Source organism: Pseudoalteromonas rhizosphaerae (genome assembly GCF_902498845.1).
In the GTDB taxonomy this organism is placed as follows: Bacteria; Pseudomonadota; Gammaproteobacteria; order Enterobacterales; family Alteromonadaceae; genus Pseudoalteromonas; species Pseudoalteromonas rhizosphaerae.
Genome location: NZ_CABVLM010000023.1, coordinates 1 through 16,346, shown reverse-complemented (window position 1 = coordinate 16,346; position 16,346 = coordinate 1). Strand labels below are relative to the sequence as shown.

Genomic DNA, 16,346 nt, shown 5'->3' with positions numbered 1-16,346 from the left:
TTTACCTTATAACGGCGCCTTTTGCAGTGAAAAATACCCGAGTAAGTGACGCATCGTGTTAGCTTGATCTGCCATTTGTTTCGCCGCAGCCATGGTTTCTTCAGTCATCGCTGAGTTTTCTTGGATCAAGGTTGTTAGACGTTGTACCACAATATCTACCTCTTTAATTGCCTGTTGTTGAGTAATCGAAGAGCTATTGATTGACACTATCATATGGTTAACGTCAGCCACAGCACTGACAATTTGCTTTAGTTTCTCACCTGATGAATTAGCAAGGGCGGTACCGTGACTAATTTTTTGGTTGCTGTTGCTTATTATCGTTTTAATTTGTTTCGCCGAGGTTGCGCTGCGTCCAGCTAATTCTCTAACCTCATTGGCAACGACCGCAAACCCGCGACCATGCTCGCCAGCTCTGGCTGCTTCTACCGCAGCGTTGAGAGCTAATAAATTGGTTTGAAATGCGATTTCGTCAATAACAGAGACAATTTCATTAATATCCTTACTGGAATTATTAACCTCAACAATGGCATGAACCGTTTGTGTAGACAGCTCGCCCCCTTCAGTTGCGCTTATTTGAGCATTTTCTGCAAGCTTAACCGCTTCGTTAGCTTGCTTAGCAATGGCGGCTATTTCATCCAGCATGTTACTGCTGCTGGCACTGGCTTCTTCTAAATTAGCTGCTTGCTCTTCAGTACGTTGACTTATTTCGGTGTTACTCTCTGCTATCTCTGCGGCGCTTTGTGATACTCTTGAGGCAGAGTCTTGGATGCTGCTAATAACACTGGTAAGTTTTTCAATCGTTTGATTTACATCTGCTTTTAATGTAGCAAATACACCTTGGTAATCCTGCTGTACTTGTTGATTTAAATTGCCTTGAGCAAGCCCGCTTAATACCTTAGTCACCTCTGCGATTGCATCTGCGGTGATGGTCAAAGAGCTGTTCACATCATTTTGCAGCTGCGCTAATTGGCCTTGCATGTTTGTTTCTAGTTGTTGATTAAAATCACCGCTACGCATAGCTGCCATAACGCGCGCGAGTTCAGCAATAACAATACTCAAATTGCTAATAGAGCTATTTACATCATCTTTAAGTACATTGAGTTGGCCATTCATATCGCTATCGATTGTCTGCTCGAAGTTACCTTTACTGATCGCCAGCATAACGTTTGATATTTCACTTACAGCAGTGTCTAAACCCATAATTGAGTTATTAATATTGTGTTTTAAAGTTGATAATTGGCCATTGGCACTGCAATTTACTTGTTGTTTAAAGTTGCCTGCATTTACGGCTGCCATAACATCGTTAATATTTTTAATGATTAACGCGAGATTGTCGACGCTGGCATTGATATCATTTTTAAGTGTGGCTAGCTGGCCTTGCAGAGGTTGCTCAAGGTGTTGTGAAAAATCCCCATCGTGAAGTGCGCTCATTACGCGGCTGATATCACTTACCGCTCCGGCTAAACTGTGTACTGAATTATTCACACTGTTTTTTAATTGCGCCAAAGAGCCTTGTGCGGCTACCGTAACTTGTTGTTTAAAATCACCATGTTCAATATGGCTCATCACCCCGACAATTTCAGTTATGGTGCTATTTAGCGATTGCAGTGAGCCATTTATATTTTGTTTTAAGGTGGCCAACTGTCCCTGCATTGGGGTTGTTATTTGGCTATTAAAATTTCCTTGGCTCATTTCATCTATAATATGATTTAGTTCACTCATTGCTTGCTCTAGCGAGTCTGCGCAATTATTTGTGGCCTGTTTTAAGGAATCTAATTCGCCTTTGCAGGGCGCACTAATTCGGTGGTTAAATTCACCTGCGGCCATCTTATTCATAACCGTATTGGTTTGGGAAATAGAGCTTTGCAGCGCATCAAGCAGGCAATTAAAAGCACTTGCCGATGAACCTATTTCATCATTCGAAAGCACTGGCGTTCGTACCGAAAAATCACCTTTTTGTTCAACGTGACGCATTGTGTCGACCAGTAATTGCACCGGGCGGGTGAGTGAACGAGCAAACCAAATCGCGACCAGAGTAATGGCAATAATCGATATGATTAAGGTGCTAACGAGAATCGTCGTTAAATGACTGACCGTGGCAAAAGCTTCGTTTTTATCTATTTCAGCCAGTAGCGACCACTGCATGCCTAATACGTTAATGGGTTGATAAGACGACAGTACTAAGGAGCCACTATAATCGGTGATTACTTGCTGACCTTTTTTTCCTTGCTGAGCAAGCTCAGTTGCCAGTGTTTTTACTTTACCTATGCTTGGGTAGCGAAAAGAATTTACGACCGAATGGTTTTCGGGGTCGAGAAAGGAATCAGAACGCATTAAAAAATCAGGTCCGACTAAATATGTTTCGCCACTTGAACCTAAGCCTGCCCGCTCAGTCATAATGACATTCAGGGCATCAATGGATAGTTGAAAAACCAAGGTGCTAGTATGTACGCCTTGGTTATAAATCGGGGTGGCGATAAAACTAGCTGGTGCATTATAAGATGGCAAATATTGCTGATAATCTACAAAGGTAATTTCATCTTCATTGATCATTTTTGCTTGTTTAAATGCCAATGCTAGGTTGCTATTAGCATAAGGTCCATCAAGTAAAGAGGTGGCAAAGTCAACTTCTTTGTAAACAGAGTAAATCACTTCAGCACTGCGATTGTCGATGATAAATACATCATAAAAATCAAATTTTTGCGCAAAGTTTAGTAAAAAACTATGGTATTTGCTGTGTAGTAGATTGTAGTTATTGTCAGCACTTGCCTGTGCTAACTTTGCTTTCTCGCCAAGTGGATATGGATTATCTGCTAGGTATTGTGATTGCCAATATTTAGCTGTGGGCGAAAGTGTAGAAAGCAGCTCAGAAGTTGGTAATTTATCTTCGTTTTTAAGCCGGTATTTAGTGTTAAAGTCATTGTGATAGTAATCTGCCAACTGTTGCTCTGCGGTGCTGTCGAGGGCGGTTGTATAGGGCTCTTTAAATGCACGGCTAAGTTCATCAGCTGCGGTGTGGAGTAAAGGGCTTTGTGCTAAAAATAATAATTGCGCATGTATATCGGCAAAATGCCTCTCAATGGCGCTTTTTTTAATTTCACTAACCGCTTCTAATTGAGCGTAAGTTTGTTTATTTAAAGCAGTCGCCGAGTTATACAGCGCAAGACTGATGGCAATCGTCAAGGGAATTAATGCAACGAGCAAAAAGGCAATAACAAGCTTTTTAGTCAAGCCGATATTACGTACAAAATCTCCGAATGAACGGGTTTGGTTAGCCATAACAACATCCTTATCAAAGCAAAGCTGTAAACCTAATACAGGTAATTAAGATTTAGTGTAGAACAGCTTGAATTAAAAGCGAGTCGATGACGAAAAATAGATTTTTTAGTTGCTGTAATGCACTCGCTATACTCTGTTAAACTACGGGCATTCAAATTTAAGTGTGTTTGCTATGAAAAACTCCATTATTCCAGTTGTATTGGCCGGTGGTATCGGTTCGCGGTTATGGCCATTATCGCGCCAAGCTATGCCAAAACAGTTTTTACCTCTACTGGGAGATGAGTCATTATTGCAAAGCACCTTAAAGAGAGTCTCTGACTCATGTTTTACCGATCCGATCTTGGTTTGTAATGAGCAGCATCGCTTTATTGTCAGCAGCCAATGCCAGCAAATCGATGCTGCAACCATGGCGTTACTGTTAGAGCCTGATGGCAAAAATACTGCTCCCGCCATCGCATTGGCAGCACAATATGCATTACAGCAAGGGCTTGATAAACCTTTATTAGTGATGCCAGCCGATCATCATATTAATAACTTTGAGTTGTTAATAGAGCAACTTCCTGATGCGATAAGCTTGGCGCAACAGGGCAAATTAATTACCTTTGCGATTGAGCCAGACTCGGCCCATTGCGGTTACGGTTATATTAAAAATGGCACTAAAATAGCGGCTTCAAACTGCTATAAAGTTGATCAATTTAAAGAAAAGCCCAGCTTACTATTAGCACAGCAATATCTTGCCAGTGGCGAGTATAGCTGGAACAGTGGGATGTTTTTATTCACTCCTAGCGTATACCTTGCTGAACTTGAGCGTTTTGCACCAAAGATCGCCAGTTGCATTGCAGCAGCCGCCAATTTTAGTGGCGACTTAGGTTTTATCCGTGCCAATAACGAAGTCTTAAAACACTGTCCAAGTGATTCAATCGACTATGCTATTTTAGAACGCAGCCCAAATGTGGCGGTGTTGCCTTTAGCGCTGAATTGGAATGATGTCGGCGGTTTTAATGCGCTATGGCAAAGTGCCGATAAAGACGAGCAAGGCAATAGCCTAAGCACAGATGACGTGGTTTTACATAGCCATAACAACTTACTCAGTGGTGAAGAAGGTCATAGCATCGCAGCTCTTGGGGTGAGTGATTTAGCGATTATTCACACCCATGATGCAACTTTAGTCGCGAGTAAAAGCCAGTTAGATCAGCTCCCGGAACTATTAAAGCAATTAGCCGTTAAGCACGACGATAAATTGATCCATCATCAAGCCGTGTATCGACCGTGGGGTAGTTACCGGGTGTTAATTGCAGGCACCGGCTTTAAAGTGAAAAAAATTATTGTCAGCCCTGCAGGCAAACTCTCAACACAGCGCCATCAGTACCGCGCTGAACATTGGGTTGTCGTATCAGGCGTGGCAGATATTTGTATTGCTGGTAATACGCAGACTTTAACAGCCGATCAGTCGTGTTATATAGCACCAAACCAAATCCATAGTTTGGCCAACAATCAAACTGAGCCGTTGATTGTTATTGAAGTACAAACTGGCCGTATTCTAGATGAAGCCGATATAGAGCGTTTTGATGATCTGTATGGGCGATAGCGGCAAGTTTCCCTCATTCCCTGCTCTTTGTGCAAAAAACTTAGTGGATTATTCACAAAGAGGTTAAGAGGCGCTGCGCTTAAGAGTAATACAGATCCTAGACCAAGGCCGTTGTAGAAACTCAAAAACAAAAGGCATTAACATTGCGCTTCCTGTTAATAAAAAGCGCATGATGGGTGGTGTGGGGCTGGAGGGGACCTCCGGCAACCAGGTTAAGCATTCAGCTCGCGGATTATCAAACTACCTAACTGCCGTGTGTTGTAATGGTTACCATTGCTATTTATCATTGATACACCCAACTCTTTAGCTACTCGCCTCAAATGTGGTTTAGCTGGTAATAGAGGAGTTTCATTTTCCATGATCTCTATTGAACCATTCTCACGTTCGACAACTGTTAGTTCTCGCCACACACCCTCTTTTACTTTAGGTATATCGCGATTGAGACTACTAGGTTTTGTTAGTTTACTCAAAGCAAGTGTATATTTTGAGCCTGAAGTGCACATAAGAACTTTTGCTTGTTCAACTGTTCCATCGAACAAGGTTTCAATTTGCATTTCTTCAATGTTAATCCGTAACACAATAACTCGATCGACACAGTTAAGTGTATTTGGATTAAAAGAAATATGACCGCTATTAGCCAAACGTCCGGTGGTTTTAACAGAGACTCGTTCACCTTCCCCGCTAACAACATCATATCCCGATTGATTCACTTCAGTTGCCATTTGCCCATTAGTAATCAAAGCGGAATAAAGCTCACCGATTCTTCCGGTCAAGTGCCTTAGCTCAGTAATAGGAACCCCCCAACTCAACTCTCGTTCAAGCCAAGACATGGACTCACCTAAAGATTGAATTACCTGAATTTGTGTTAAAGCCACCGACTTATCTCCTGATGCCTAACGACCAAGCTAAAAGGTGACAATATTACCGAGTCCGATTTGAGTGCCTTGAGTTAGGCATTGAGCAACCCCGCCAAATCAAGCTTTGTAATGTTGCCATACCAGTAATCGTACAACGTTTCCCCGATTGACGAATTTTCAATTCCGCTATTTTTTGCAACCAAATAGAAGCCTAGTGCTTCATAATTGTATAGTGTGGACAGTGCAACATATTGGCCTTTTACCCACTGACCAAGACTCATTAGAATCAGGTCATTGTAGATTTCCTTCAAACTGTCCTTATTAAGGTTAAATTCGAGCATAAGTTCAGATATGTCATCTGATTCAATGCAGATATACAAATATTCATCAAGTGCTTCCTGTTTTGGGCTTGAATCAGAAGACAGCTCAGTTCGTAGATCGGTCTTGCGAGTTATTATCTTTGCAAGCCGTTGCAGCTTCCTCTTAGCGATCAGTTTGCGTATAAACCTCATGACTTCTCCTGATTCCTAGCGCTTATTGAACACCATTTGGGTGGTTTATAACACACCTAAACGGCGTATATTACATACTCTGATAATTTCACCAATAATTACTTTTGTAAACAAGTAATTAAAATAGCTGGGAATTATGTTTGTTATTTTGCACTAAAACGCCGGTTAATGATGTTGTCGGACAAAACTAAGATCTTACTCATCAAAACAGGAATAACTTCACCTTTAACCTTGCTTCTTTTTCCTTGAAACTTCACTCTCGTCAACTCATCTGCTCCCTGACATACTTTAAATATTGCTCAAGGCTATTTTGCCACAGTACCAACGCTTCTGTGAGTGACTCTTTAAGCGGTTTGTTATCGAGTAAGCGTCGTTCTATTTTTTTTAACTCTATACCGTAGCGGTTAAAACCGAGCTGTAAAGCGGTACTTGCTTGGCGATGGAGCAGCTTGATACATTGTTCTTTATCTTCATCTAATAATTGCTGAGCACGGATCAGCTTGTTACGAGCAGACAGCACAAACTCGTTGTATATAGAAGATATTTCATCTTCGCTAAAAGAACTTTTTAATGTTTCGGCGGCGGTGTCATCATACAAAATGTCACTGAGTTCTACCGCAACACTAGGTGCCTGGCTGTTTTGTGAGTCACTCAATGCTTGGCGTAGCTTTTGTTGCTTTATAGGTTTACCAACAATGTCTTTGATCCCTAAAGTAAAATATTCTTTTATTTCGTCAGGACTTAAACTGGCTGTAAAGGCCAGTACAGGGGTACGTTGATTTTTATGTTCCATACCTTTGAGAGTTTTGAGTACCTCTTGACCAGTAAAGTCCGGTAAGTTCATATCTAGTAGCACAACATCAAAATGGTAGGTTTGCATTAGTTCGATAGCGCTTTTACCATCACGGGCTAGTTTGATTTTATGTTCGTCATCGGCCATAAACTCAATAGCTATCTTTTGGTTTAAATCTAAATCTTCGACCAATAATACGTCTAATCCAGTTAAGTAGTCCTTCGATTGATGACGTTGTTCAACTAAACTCAACTCGCCAAGTGCCAGAGTAATATCAAAACTAAACGAGCTACCTTGGTCTAGTTTGCTGATAATATCGAGCTTTGAATTAAGTTTATCAAGCAAGCGACTGGTAATAGCAAGACCAAGACCTGTGCCACCTTTTTCTTTGCCGGCACTGCTTTGTACGTAAGGCTCTGTAAGGTACTCAATTTCGTCATCTTCAATGCCTGGACCTGAATCAATTACGCTGATGCGAATGTGGTGCTCAAGTTGGCGTTCTTCGAGTAATTCCACCTGAATTTTAACTTCACCTTTATCGGTAAATTTAATTGCATTACCGACTAGGTTAATAATAATTTGCCTTAGTTTTTGTTGGTCGCAGTAGTAACAAGCTTGCTCAGGAAGATTGTATATTAACTCAAACTTTAAGCGCTTTTGCTCAGCTAGTGGGCTAAGTAATAAACATAAGTTATGCAACCAGGTTTTAAATTCTACGTCTTCCTCATAGAGCGCTTCGTTGTGTTGGTCTAGGCTGGCGTAATCAAGTACTTTATCAACCAATAAGTTGAGTGATTCTGCAGAGTTTATAATGGCTTCGCAGTAAGGTTTATCACGGGGATCGGTTGATTGATTCAAAATTAGTTGTGCGCTACCTAAAATACCATTGAGAGGGGTGCGAATTTCATGGCTAATAGTTGACAAGAATAGCCCGCGAATTTCTAAATCTTTTTGCGCTTTGCTCGTTAGTTGGTTGAGATTTTGCTCTCTACGCTCATTACACAGTAACGCCATTCCAGTGGTATAAAATATTGGCGCAATCACACCATTGATCAATAACGTAATGGTAAACCAGTTTTCTTTCAGTAGTGTTAGGTTGTTCACACCTTCCATTAAAAAAACTCGCCCAGTAAAAATACAGCTGATAATCGTAAGGATCAAAATATAGACGATGCTACCGTTAGGGTAAGGTTTGCGCGCAAAGCGAATAAATAAATAAAGTAAGAAAAATGCTTCGCTTATATGCTGTAAATCAGAGGCCAGCATGCGATTACGTAGGTTAGAGTCAACTACGGTAAAGTACATTAGCAACGCTCCGCAAAATAAAGTTGCTAATACAAAAAACCGAAACTCTTTGCCGCGATAACCTATAAATTGGCTGATTGCTAACGCATGGATGATGGATGCGCTAAACCATAAACTATTTGCAAGTACAATAGTGGCAGTGCTATCGAAATGACCATGTAAGGCAAAGCTCATCAAGGCAATAAATAGCACTAAAGGATAAAGTATATACAGCACTGTGCCTGGGGTGTGTTTATTAGCGCGCCAAGTTAAAAAATTGAGTAATGCCATGACGACCATCATGGCGGCACTGGCAGAGTAGAGCGTGAGGGAGTCGAGCATTCATATTCCAAGCAGATCGAGGTGACGAGTTTAGAATAATGGCAATTGCGTTTGTTAGCAAATATCGCGCTCTTGAATAAACAAAAAACAGGCACAAAGTACCTGTTTTTAATATTAAAATAAGAGTTGCTAGGCTAGCGAATTTCGTCAGGAATATTTTGTTGTGCCCACGATAATAATTCAATACGATTACGACATTTTGTCTTTCTAAATGCGCTGTATAAATGAGTTTTTACCGTGTGTGGACTAATACTTAACGCTTCAGCTATTTCTTTATTTTTAGAACCATTACTCATCAAAGAGATAATTGCTTTTTCACGCTTAGTTAATTTTACTGGTTCAATATCACCGTCAGTAAGTTTATGTAGTGCGTCTTTATTAAATTGCAGCATACGGTTTAACGCGTTGCACATGATATCACGACGATACCACAGCTGGTCTTCTAGTAATAAACGAATGCCTTTCATTAGCACATCAGCGTTGTCGGTAGTATAAAAAACACCACGAATACCGCTCAGCAATGCGCGATTAGCAAGTTCTGGATTTTCGTCTAAGTTGAATAATACGATATCGCATTTAACTCGTAGGTTGACCAGTTGCTCTTTCAATTTACCCCAAGCGTCTTGGCTTGATGTTTCGATAAACAATAAGCGCGTTCCCTCAGGAACTTCAGATATGTTTGTTCCGTTAGTAACATTGAGCCCTTGGGTTTTTAATAAAGGCTCTAATACATTAATACCAATTGTATTAATTGGCTCTAGATCTAGTAACAAAAAGGCTGTACTACTCATACTTATATACTCTTGAATAAAGTTGACCAATCAATCCTAACATGCAACCCGCTCCTTTTGTATTAGAAATTTATTACTTGGGGGTAAGATATGCATAGTTTTATAACGTTTTTCGTATTTTTCACAAAGGGAAAATTTAAAAATAACTGTAAACAATTGAAATTAATATAAAATAATATTTTTTCCAAAGTTAATGTTTTTTTACAAATATTTACAGTAAACCAGTTTAAATTAAACCTTTTGTCTTATCTTGATAAGGAGGCCATCCCATTATTTTACCAGCTAGCATATGTAAATGGATATGATAAACAGTTTGCCCGCCATGTTCATTGCAATTCATTACCACGCGGAAACCATCCTCTGCAAAGCCTTGTTGTTTGGCTATTTTCGCAGCTACCACATACAGGTGGCCAACAATTGGCGCATCTTGCTCAGTAATATCATTGATGGTCGCAATCGCTTTTTTCGGGATAATCAGCACGTGAAAAGGGGCTTGAGGGTTGATATCTCTAAACGCTAAACTAAGCTCATCTTCGTAGATGATATCAGCTGGGATCTCGCGGTTAATAATTTTAGTAAAAATAGTTTCTTGGCTCATTTAAAGGGCTCTTTGTCGGTTGTACTAAAGTCACTAATGACAAACTTTGCCTGCAGTGTCAAACTGAAATCAAACAACAAGGAGCTATTATGCGTAAACAGATATTATTAAGCGGTATTGTGTCATTATTTTTGAGTGCGACAAGTGTGGCTGAAACCGTTAATTTTCCTGAAGAAATAGTCCCATTACAAGTGGGCGATAAGAAAATTGAACATTCATTTTTCAATCGTGTTGATGAAATCGAACTAGTTCCTGGCGTATATCAGGTCAAACTTAAATACACCGATCTGTACGAACAAGGTTACGATGAGCATCAAGTTATCGACTCAGAACCATTTTGGGTGACGATGACCATTGCTGCCAATACAGATTATGATGTGGTGTTTAACCGTGCTGATAATGCGGTAGCAGCAGAAGTTTTTGCAGAAGCGCCGCAAGTGAGCTTACAAGCAAAAGGAGCGTCATTAGGCACGCCACTGGCTATTATAGCTGAGCCTGATTTGACAAGTAGTGCTAGCTCTCAAGTTGCGACAGTGCAAGTAGCGCCAACAGCAGCATCAACAACCAGAGCTGCACCTAATGCTGCTAATTTACAAGCTCCAGTTTCTCGCCCTGCACCTAATGCAGGTAATGCGCCTAGTGCTGCCGCCATGTTAGATTTTTGGTGGCAACAAGCCAGTGCTCAAGAGCAGCAAGCTTTCATTGATAAAGTCACTAAAAATAAATAGCGCTGATTAAAATAGATAGCAAAAAGGGCGAATAAATCGCCCTTTTTTTAATTTTGAGTTATTTAGCTATTACTTAGCAAACAAGTCGTCAATAGTACCTTGCGCAAGTGGGTGGTAACCCGGGCGCGCTTTTAGGTATACTTCATGTGCCCATTCACGTTTACCATTAGTAATTAGAGCTTTGTATAACGGCACGATTAACTTGCGACGGCCAATACCTGATAAGTGTTTATCAAGTGCTGGATAGATAGGTTGATAGCCATTGCCAACCGCAAGCATAAACCAAGCAAAAGCACGCTCTGCGTTAGTTGATTGTGTAAGATTGAACTCACTGTCTAGCATCGCCATTTTATCTAGGCTTAAATCACGTGGTAAGTTATTTAAAAAGTGTAACCACTCATGCACAGTCCAATTTGCCGTAGGAAGTTGTGCGGCTGTTGTTTCACTTTTTAACCATGCTGCTGTTGCACTATCTACTTTATCGAATGCATCTGAGGTTGGGTTTGGTGCATCGCTCGGTAAGCCAGGCTGAAAAATCCACTCGTTTACTTTATCCATGCTAACAACACCTGGATACTGTTCAATTAAGTTCGCTTTTAAGTAAGTAACAAACTCTGCGGTGGTCAAAGATTTGAATGAAAACTCTTTAAAATAGGCTTTTACAAATGGGTCGAACTTGTCGCGACCATACTTGTTTTCAAGGTAAATTAAGAATAGCTGGCCTTTAGTATATGGCACTGAGCTGAATGCATCGTCCGGATCGCGGCCATTAAGTTTTAAGTTAAGGCGAGTATCTGGCGCTGCAATAGTTTTAAGTTGAGCACGCAGGCCCGCAGCGTCAAGCGCTTGCTCCATAACCGCACGGTCACGACCATAAACTTCTTCCATAATACGGTTTTCAACGTACGAGGTAAAACCTTCATTCAGCCATAAGTCTTCCCATGTAGCATTGGTTACTAAGTTGCCAGACCAAGAGTGAGCAAGCTCATGAGCAATTAGATTTACTAAGCTTTTATCACCCGCAACAACGGTTGGTGTGATAAATGACAGACGTGGGTTTTCCATGCCACCGAATGGGAAGCTAGGAGGAAGCATTAATAAATCATAACGCCCCCAAGCATATTCACCATACATGGTACTTGTTTTATCGATCATCGCTTGCGTGTCTTCAAATTCAGCAACTGATGCATCTAAAATGGTTGGTTCAGCAAAAATGCCGGTTTGGCGTGACATAGCTTTAAATTCTAGATTACCAGCGCCAATCGCAATTAAGTAAGGAGAGATTGCTTGAGGCATATCAAAAATGTAATCGCCATCTTTATAAAGTGCATCTTTGTTGTCAGCACTCATCACCGCACGAACATCTTTAGGTGTATGAATACGTGCCGAGTAAGTTACACGCATCGCTGGTGTATCTTGTACTGGGATCCAACTACGAGCATGAATTGCTTGCGATTGGCTGTACATAAACGGATGAGTTTTACTGGCTGTTTGCTCAGGTGTTAACCATTGTAAGCCTGATGCTTCTGGGCGACTATTGTAGTAAATGCGTACTTTTGCTGCTTGGTTTTTAAAAGTAATAGTTAACTTTGAGCCTTTAACATCATCACGTGCAGCAAGGGTAAATTTTGCTTTATGCCAGCCACCAGTTTGATCTTGATACATTACTTTATCAATATCTAAGTCACGGGTATCAAGTACCAATGTTTTGCTGTCGGCATTTTGCCATTGTAACGTATGCTCAACAAAACCTTCTAACTGCTTGTCGGCAAAATCAACGTCTAAATCAAGATTTAAGTGTGTGGTAATAACATCATCAAGATTAGCATAGGAATTTTGATCAATGGCACTGGCCATTGCGTGTGAGCACATACCTGCCATTGCGAGGCTTAAAAAAAGTGGTTTAAGTTTCATATTGACCCTGGACGGAAATAAAAAGTGCAGGTTTTATATCATGATTGACCATCAGGGTTGAGCAATTTTTACAATCTGATGCGCGTTTTGCGACGATAGGTTACACTATTGCGATTAGTGACAATTAACCTTTGGGGCATTTTGTGGCTCTCTCTTTGCAAGCTTTTCATACATTTTCTTTACCGAGCCAGTGTTCACAACTGTGCGAAATCACTGACCTTACACAATTACAGCTACTGACGTTTGATAGCCCTTTTTGCATTTTAGGTGAAGGTAGTAACACGGTATTTTTAAGCGATTATCAAGGCACTGTAATTAAAATGGCGACTACCGGTATCGCCATCATTGAACGCGACAATGATTACTTACTTGAAGTTGCTGCAGGAGAAAACTGGCATCAGCTTGTTGCATATACGCTCAAACAAGGGATGCCTGGGCTTGAAAACCTTGCTTTGATCCCCGGCACAGTTGGCGCAGCACCGGTACAAAATATTGGTGCCTATGGTGTAGAGCTGGCAAAATTTATTGAATACGTAGAATATTTTGATATCGCCACTAAGCAGCTCATCCGCCTTAGTTGTCAACAATGCGAGTTTGGCTATCGAGAGTCTATTTTTAAGCATCAATTAAAAAATAAAGCAGTGATCACTCGCGTTGCATTGGCATTACCAAAACTTTGGCAGCCAGAGTTAAGTTACGGTCCTTTACAACAGCTTGAGTCGGTAACGGCGCAGACGGTTTTTGAGCAAGTGATTAAAACTCGTAACAGCAAATTACCGGATCCTTACATACTTGCCAATGCCGGAAGCTTTTTTAAAAACCCAATTATAGAAAACCAGTTACTTAGCGAATTGCTCGTCGCGCATCCGCAGTTGCCTCATTATTACTATGATGAACACCACCATAAAGTAGCTGCCGGTTGGTTAATAGAACAAGCAGGGTTAAAAGGATACCGTATCGCAGGAATTGAAGTGCATCAGCAACAAGCATTAGTTTTAGTTAATTATGGTGGCAGTGAAGGCAGTGACCTAATTAAAATGATTCAACATATCCAGCAGCAAATATGGCAACGTTATCAAATAAGCTTACAGCACGAAGTTCGCTTGATGAATAATGATACTGAATGCCATATCGGTTTAGGGGAGTTAGCATGAAGGCGCCGGATGGTAATAAATTAGCAATCTTAAATGCGCTCAATCAGGGTGGCTTTATCTCTGGGCAATTACTTGGTGAGCAACTTGGCATTAGTCGCGCCGCAGTGAGTAAACATATGCAAAGTTTACAAGCGATGGGGCTGGATATTTTTAAAGTTAGCGGTAAGGGTTATAGCCTTAATAACTCCGTGGGCTTGTTAGAGCAAAATAAGATCCAGCAATATTATCAAGGCTTGAACGCCAGTACGGCACATATCGAAGTGCATCCGATCATTGATTCGACCAACAGTGAGTTAATGCGCCGTATTGCGGCTAAACAAACGCTAGATTCAGGCACTGTCGTCGTCGCGGAAATGCAGCAAGCAGGGCGTGGGCGACGCGGACGCGTTTGGCAGTCTCCATTTGGTGCGAACTTGTATTATAGTTATTTCTGGCGCTTAGATGACGGGCTGCAAGCCGCAATGGGTATGTCTATCGCAGTAGGCTTAGCTGTTTACGATACGTTAAAAGCACTGTATCAGTTAGATATTGAACTCAAGTGGCCAAACGACATTTATCTTAATAAAGAAAAGCTCGCAGGTGTTTTGGTCGAATTAGATGGTCAGCCACAAGGGCCATGCCAGCTCGTGATAGGTATTGGTATTAATTTGCAAATGCCTACAAGCTACAGCCAGCAAATCGACCAAGCGTGGACTGATTTGAGCCAACATAGCCAACAGATTGATAAAAATCAGCTGGTGGCACATTTAACATACCACCTTGAGCAACGATTAGCGCAGTACAGTCAAACTGGCTTGCATGACATGTATCAGCAGTGGAACGAACTCAACGCCTTTGCAGGACAGTGTGTGGAGTTAAATACTGGGCATAGAAGCTGGCGTGGTATCTGTGAAGGCATAGATCCACAAGGTGGTATTCGTATTCGCCAAGATGGTGAGGTTAAAAGCTATTACGGTGGTGAAATTTCACTACGCAAGGCAGTTCAATGAGATTATTAATCGATGTAGGTAATACAGCACTTAAAGCAGCGCTATGCCAGCAAGGCGAAATCAAGCCGTGTGATGTTAGTGCGCTACCTTGGCGGCAAATTAACGAGCTGGTTTATGCAAGTGTTGGTAAAAATGAGCAACTCAATGGACTATTAGCACAAGCATCGGCATTTCAGGTGCCATGTTTTGAAGCGAAAGTGACTAAACAATTGAGTAACCTTAGCTGTGCGTATCAACAATTTAGTAATTTAGGTATTGATCGCTGGCTTGGTTTAATTGCTGCTTTTCAATTATGGCCGCAACAAGATTGCATCGTGATAGACACAGGCACAGCCACAACAATTGATGTACTTACAGCACAAGGACAACATTTGGGTGGCTGGATATTACCTGGCCTTGATCTCATGACACGCTCATTAACACAGAATACGCAGCGTGTTTTTGATGATGCCAACACGCCTTTTGCGAATGAGCTGGGTGTAAACACACCTAATGGTTTAAAAAATGGCGCGCTAGTGGCAACCTTGGGGGCTGTTGAACAAGCAAAATTACATTTAACCAATAAAAAACCTCAACTAATTTTTGCTGGTGGCTATGGTGCATTATTGAAAGCGCAATTTTTAGACGCGATTTATGATCCGCAATTAGTGATGAAGGGGCTCAATTACTGGTATGAATTGAGCAAAAATTAACAAAAACAGGCTGTTTTGCCTGATTTGTGAGCGTTTGGCACATAAAATCACATTTTTTTTAATTTTCTTGTTGCATCACCACCAACCTTCCTCTAATATCTCGCCCCGTACTAAAGCAGTGCCGACTTAGCTCAGCTGGTAGAGCAACTGACTTGTAATCAGTAGGTCAACCGTTCGACTCGGTTAGTCGGCACCACTTTCCTTTTACCGAAAGTGTTTAGTAAAGAATTATCGTGGAGGGGTTCCCGAGCGGCCAAAGGGATCAGACTGTAAATCTGACGGCTCAGCCTTCGCTGGTTCGAATCCAGCTCCCTCCACCACTTTATTCTTGACGGTTAGAGGTAGTTTAAGAACAGGTTGCTAACGCGGGCATCGTATAATGGCTATTACCTCAGCCTTCCAAGCTGATGATGCGGGTTCGATTCCCGCTGCCCGCTCCAGTTTCTGGTGTTGCTGATATAGCTCAGTTGGTAGAGCGCACCCTTGGTAAGGGTGAGGTCGGCAGTTCAACTCTGCCTATCAGCACCAGTCTTAGAATCTTCTTGATTACTTCCTTTATCTGTCAGAAAATACTATTTGAAATTTGAAAAATTTAACTTAATCTACCTCTGGTGGATTATTTTCATATGTAATCTAGATACACAAAACTGATAGGTTCCGTCATGGCAAAAGCAAAGTTTGAACGCGTAAAACCGCACGTAAACGTAGGTACAATCGGCCACGTTGACCACGGTAAAACTACCCTAACTGCAGCAATCACTAACGTACTTGCAAAAGTATACGGCGGTGTTGCTAAAGATTTCGCATCAATCGATAACGCTCCAG

The 16,346-nt window shown here is 41.3% G+C and carries 13 protein-coding genes and 4 tRNA genes; 10 read left to right on the top strand and 7 right to left on the bottom strand.

From position 1 onward, the window contains the following. Nucleotides 1-6: 6 nt before the first annotated feature. The gene (locus PSR9079_RS22405; RefSeq protein WP_149983345.1) at nt 7-3,279 is read right to left on the bottom strand and encodes a methyl-accepting chemotaxis protein; all 3,273 of its coding nucleotides are present in this window, start codon (nt 3,277-3,279) and stop codon (nt 7-9) included. A 172-nt stretch (nt 3,280-3,451) separates the two neighbouring features. Here PSR9079_RS22405 and PSR9079_RS22400 point away from each other — a divergent pair, with 172 nt between their 5' ends. Next, complete coding sequence (locus PSR9079_RS22400) at nt 3,452-4,867, top strand: mannose-1-phosphate guanylyltransferase/mannose-6-phosphate isomerase (RefSeq protein ID WP_149983344.1); 1,416 nt, start codon at nt 3,452-3,454, stop codon at nt 4,865-4,867. Nucleotides 4,868-5,079: 212 nt separating this feature from the next. On the opposite strand, the gene PSR9079_RS22395 is transcribed toward PSR9079_RS22400, so the two are convergent. From PSR9079_RS22395 to PSR9079_RS22375, 5 genes are all read right to left on the bottom strand, one after another. Then, nucleotides 5,080-5,742 (bottom strand): DUF6998 domain-containing protein, encoded by a 663-nt coding sequence (locus PSR9079_RS22395; protein WP_149983343.1) that lies wholly within the window; start codon nt 5,740-5,742, stop codon nt 5,080-5,082. 74 nt (nt 5,743-5,816) lie between these two features. Next, on the bottom strand, nt 5,817-6,236 hold the full coding sequence (locus PSR9079_RS22390) for a hypothetical protein (RefSeq protein ID WP_149983342.1): 420 nt from the start codon (nt 6,234-6,236) through the stop codon (nt 5,817-5,819). A gap of 262 nt (nt 6,237-6,498) precedes the next feature. Continuing rightward, nucleotides 6,499-8,655: an ATP-binding protein gene (locus PSR9079_RS22385; RefSeq protein WP_149983341.1), complete on the bottom strand. Its 2,157-nt coding sequence runs from the start codon at nt 8,653-8,655 to the stop codon at nt 6,499-6,501. A 134-nt stretch (nt 8,656-8,789) separates the two neighbouring features. Continuing rightward, a complete protein-coding gene (locus PSR9079_RS22380) occupies nt 8,790-9,446 on the bottom strand; it encodes a helix-turn-helix transcriptional regulator (RefSeq protein ID WP_149983340.1) in 657 nt (218 codons plus the stop codon). 226 nt (nt 9,447-9,672) lie between these two features. Continuing rightward, nucleotides 9,673-10,044: a histidine triad nucleotide-binding protein gene (locus PSR9079_RS22375; protein WP_149983339.1), complete on the bottom strand. Its 372-nt coding sequence runs from the start codon at nt 10,042-10,044 to the stop codon at nt 9,673-9,675. Between the two features lie 89 nt (nt 10,045-10,133). On the opposite strand from PSR9079_RS22375, the gene PSR9079_RS22370 reads away from it, so the two are divergent. After that, the gene (locus PSR9079_RS22370; protein WP_149983338.1) at nt 10,134-10,772 is read left to right on the top strand and encodes a DUF2057 family protein; all 639 of its coding nucleotides are present in this window, start codon (nt 10,134-10,136) and stop codon (nt 10,770-10,772) included. 69 nt (nt 10,773-10,841) lie between these two features. On the opposite strand, the gene PSR9079_RS22365 is transcribed toward PSR9079_RS22370, so the two are convergent. Then, nucleotides 10,842-12,686, bottom strand: coding sequence for a M1 family metallopeptidase (locus PSR9079_RS22365; protein ID WP_149983337.1), 1,845 nt, complete (start codon nt 12,684-12,686; stop codon nt 10,842-10,844). A 143-nt stretch (nt 12,687-12,829) separates the two neighbouring features. Here PSR9079_RS22365 and murB point away from each other — a divergent pair, with 143 nt between their 5' ends. The 8 genes from murB to PSR9079_RS22325 all read left to right on the top strand — a co-directional run. Next, nucleotides 12,830-13,840, top strand: a complete 1,011-nt coding sequence (gene murB, locus PSR9079_RS22360) for a UDP-N-acetylmuramate dehydrogenase (protein ID WP_149983336.1) — start codon at nt 12,830-12,832, stop codon at nt 13,838-13,840. Continuing rightward, nucleotides 13,837-14,829, top strand: a complete 993-nt coding sequence (birA, locus tag PSR9079_RS22355; protein ID WP_149983335.1) for a bifunctional biotin--[acetyl-CoA-carboxylase] ligase/biotin operon repressor BirA — start codon at nt 13,837-13,839, stop codon at nt 14,827-14,829. The genes murB and birA overlap by 4 nt, the downstream gene beginning before the upstream one ends. Next, nucleotides 14,826-15,521, top strand: coding sequence for a type III pantothenate kinase (locus PSR9079_RS22350; protein WP_149983334.1), 696 nt, complete (start codon nt 14,826-14,828; stop codon nt 15,519-15,521). Before birA ends, PSR9079_RS22350 begins: the two co-directional genes overlap by 4 nt. A 120-nt stretch (nt 15,522-15,641) precedes the next feature. Further along, nucleotides 15,642-15,717 (top strand) — tRNA-Thr (locus PSR9079_RS22345). A gap of 39 nt (nt 15,718-15,756) precedes the next feature. Next, nucleotides 15,757-15,841: transfer RNA gene (locus tag PSR9079_RS22340), tRNA-Tyr, on the top strand. Between the two features lie 45 nt (nt 15,842-15,886). Next, a tRNA-Gly gene (locus PSR9079_RS22335) sits at nt 15,887-15,961 on the top strand. A gap of 12 nt (nt 15,962-15,973) precedes the next feature. After that, nucleotides 15,974-16,049 (top strand) — tRNA-Thr (locus tag PSR9079_RS22330). 134 nt (nt 16,050-16,183) lie between these two features. After that, on the top strand, nt 16,184-16,346 hold a 163-nt coding region (locus PSR9079_RS22325; protein WP_246175643.1), incomplete at its 3' end, for a GTP-binding protein.

Coding starts and splice junctions, on each gene's coding strand:
- PSR9079_RS22405 (WP_149983345.1), bottom strand. CDS start 3,279: ATGGCTAACCAAACCCGTTCATTCGGAGATTTTGTACGTAATATCGGC.
- PSR9079_RS22400 (WP_149983344.1), top strand. CDS start 3,452: ATGAAAAACTCCATTATTCCAGTTGTATTGGCCGGTGGTATCGGTTCG.
- PSR9079_RS22390 (WP_149983342.1), bottom strand. CDS start 6,236: ATGAGGTTTATACGCAAACTGATCGCTAAGAGGAAGCTGCAACGGCTT.
- PSR9079_RS22385 (WP_149983341.1), bottom strand. CDS start 8,655: ATGCTCGACTCCCTCACGCTCTACTCTGCCAGTGCCGCCATGATGGTC.
- PSR9079_RS22380 (WP_149983340.1), bottom strand. CDS start 9,446: ATGAGTAGTACAGCCTTTTTGTTACTAGATCTAGAGCCAATTAATACA.
- PSR9079_RS22375 (WP_149983339.1), bottom strand. CDS start 10,044: ATGAGCCAAGAAACTATTTTTACTAAAATTATTAACCGCGAGATCCCA.
- PSR9079_RS22370 (WP_149983338.1), top strand. CDS start 10,134: ATGCGTAAACAGATATTATTAAGCGGTATTGTGTCATTATTTTTGAGT.
- PSR9079_RS22365 (WP_149983337.1), bottom strand. CDS start 12,686: ATGAAACTTAAACCACTTTTTTTAAGCCTCGCAATGGCAGGTATGTGC.
- birA (WP_149983335.1), top strand. CDS start 13,837: ATGAAGGCGCCGGATGGTAATAAATTAGCAATCTTAAATGCGCTCAAT.
- PSR9079_RS22350 (WP_149983334.1), top strand. CDS start 14,826: ATGAGATTATTAATCGATGTAGGTAATACAGCACTTAAAGCAGCGCTA.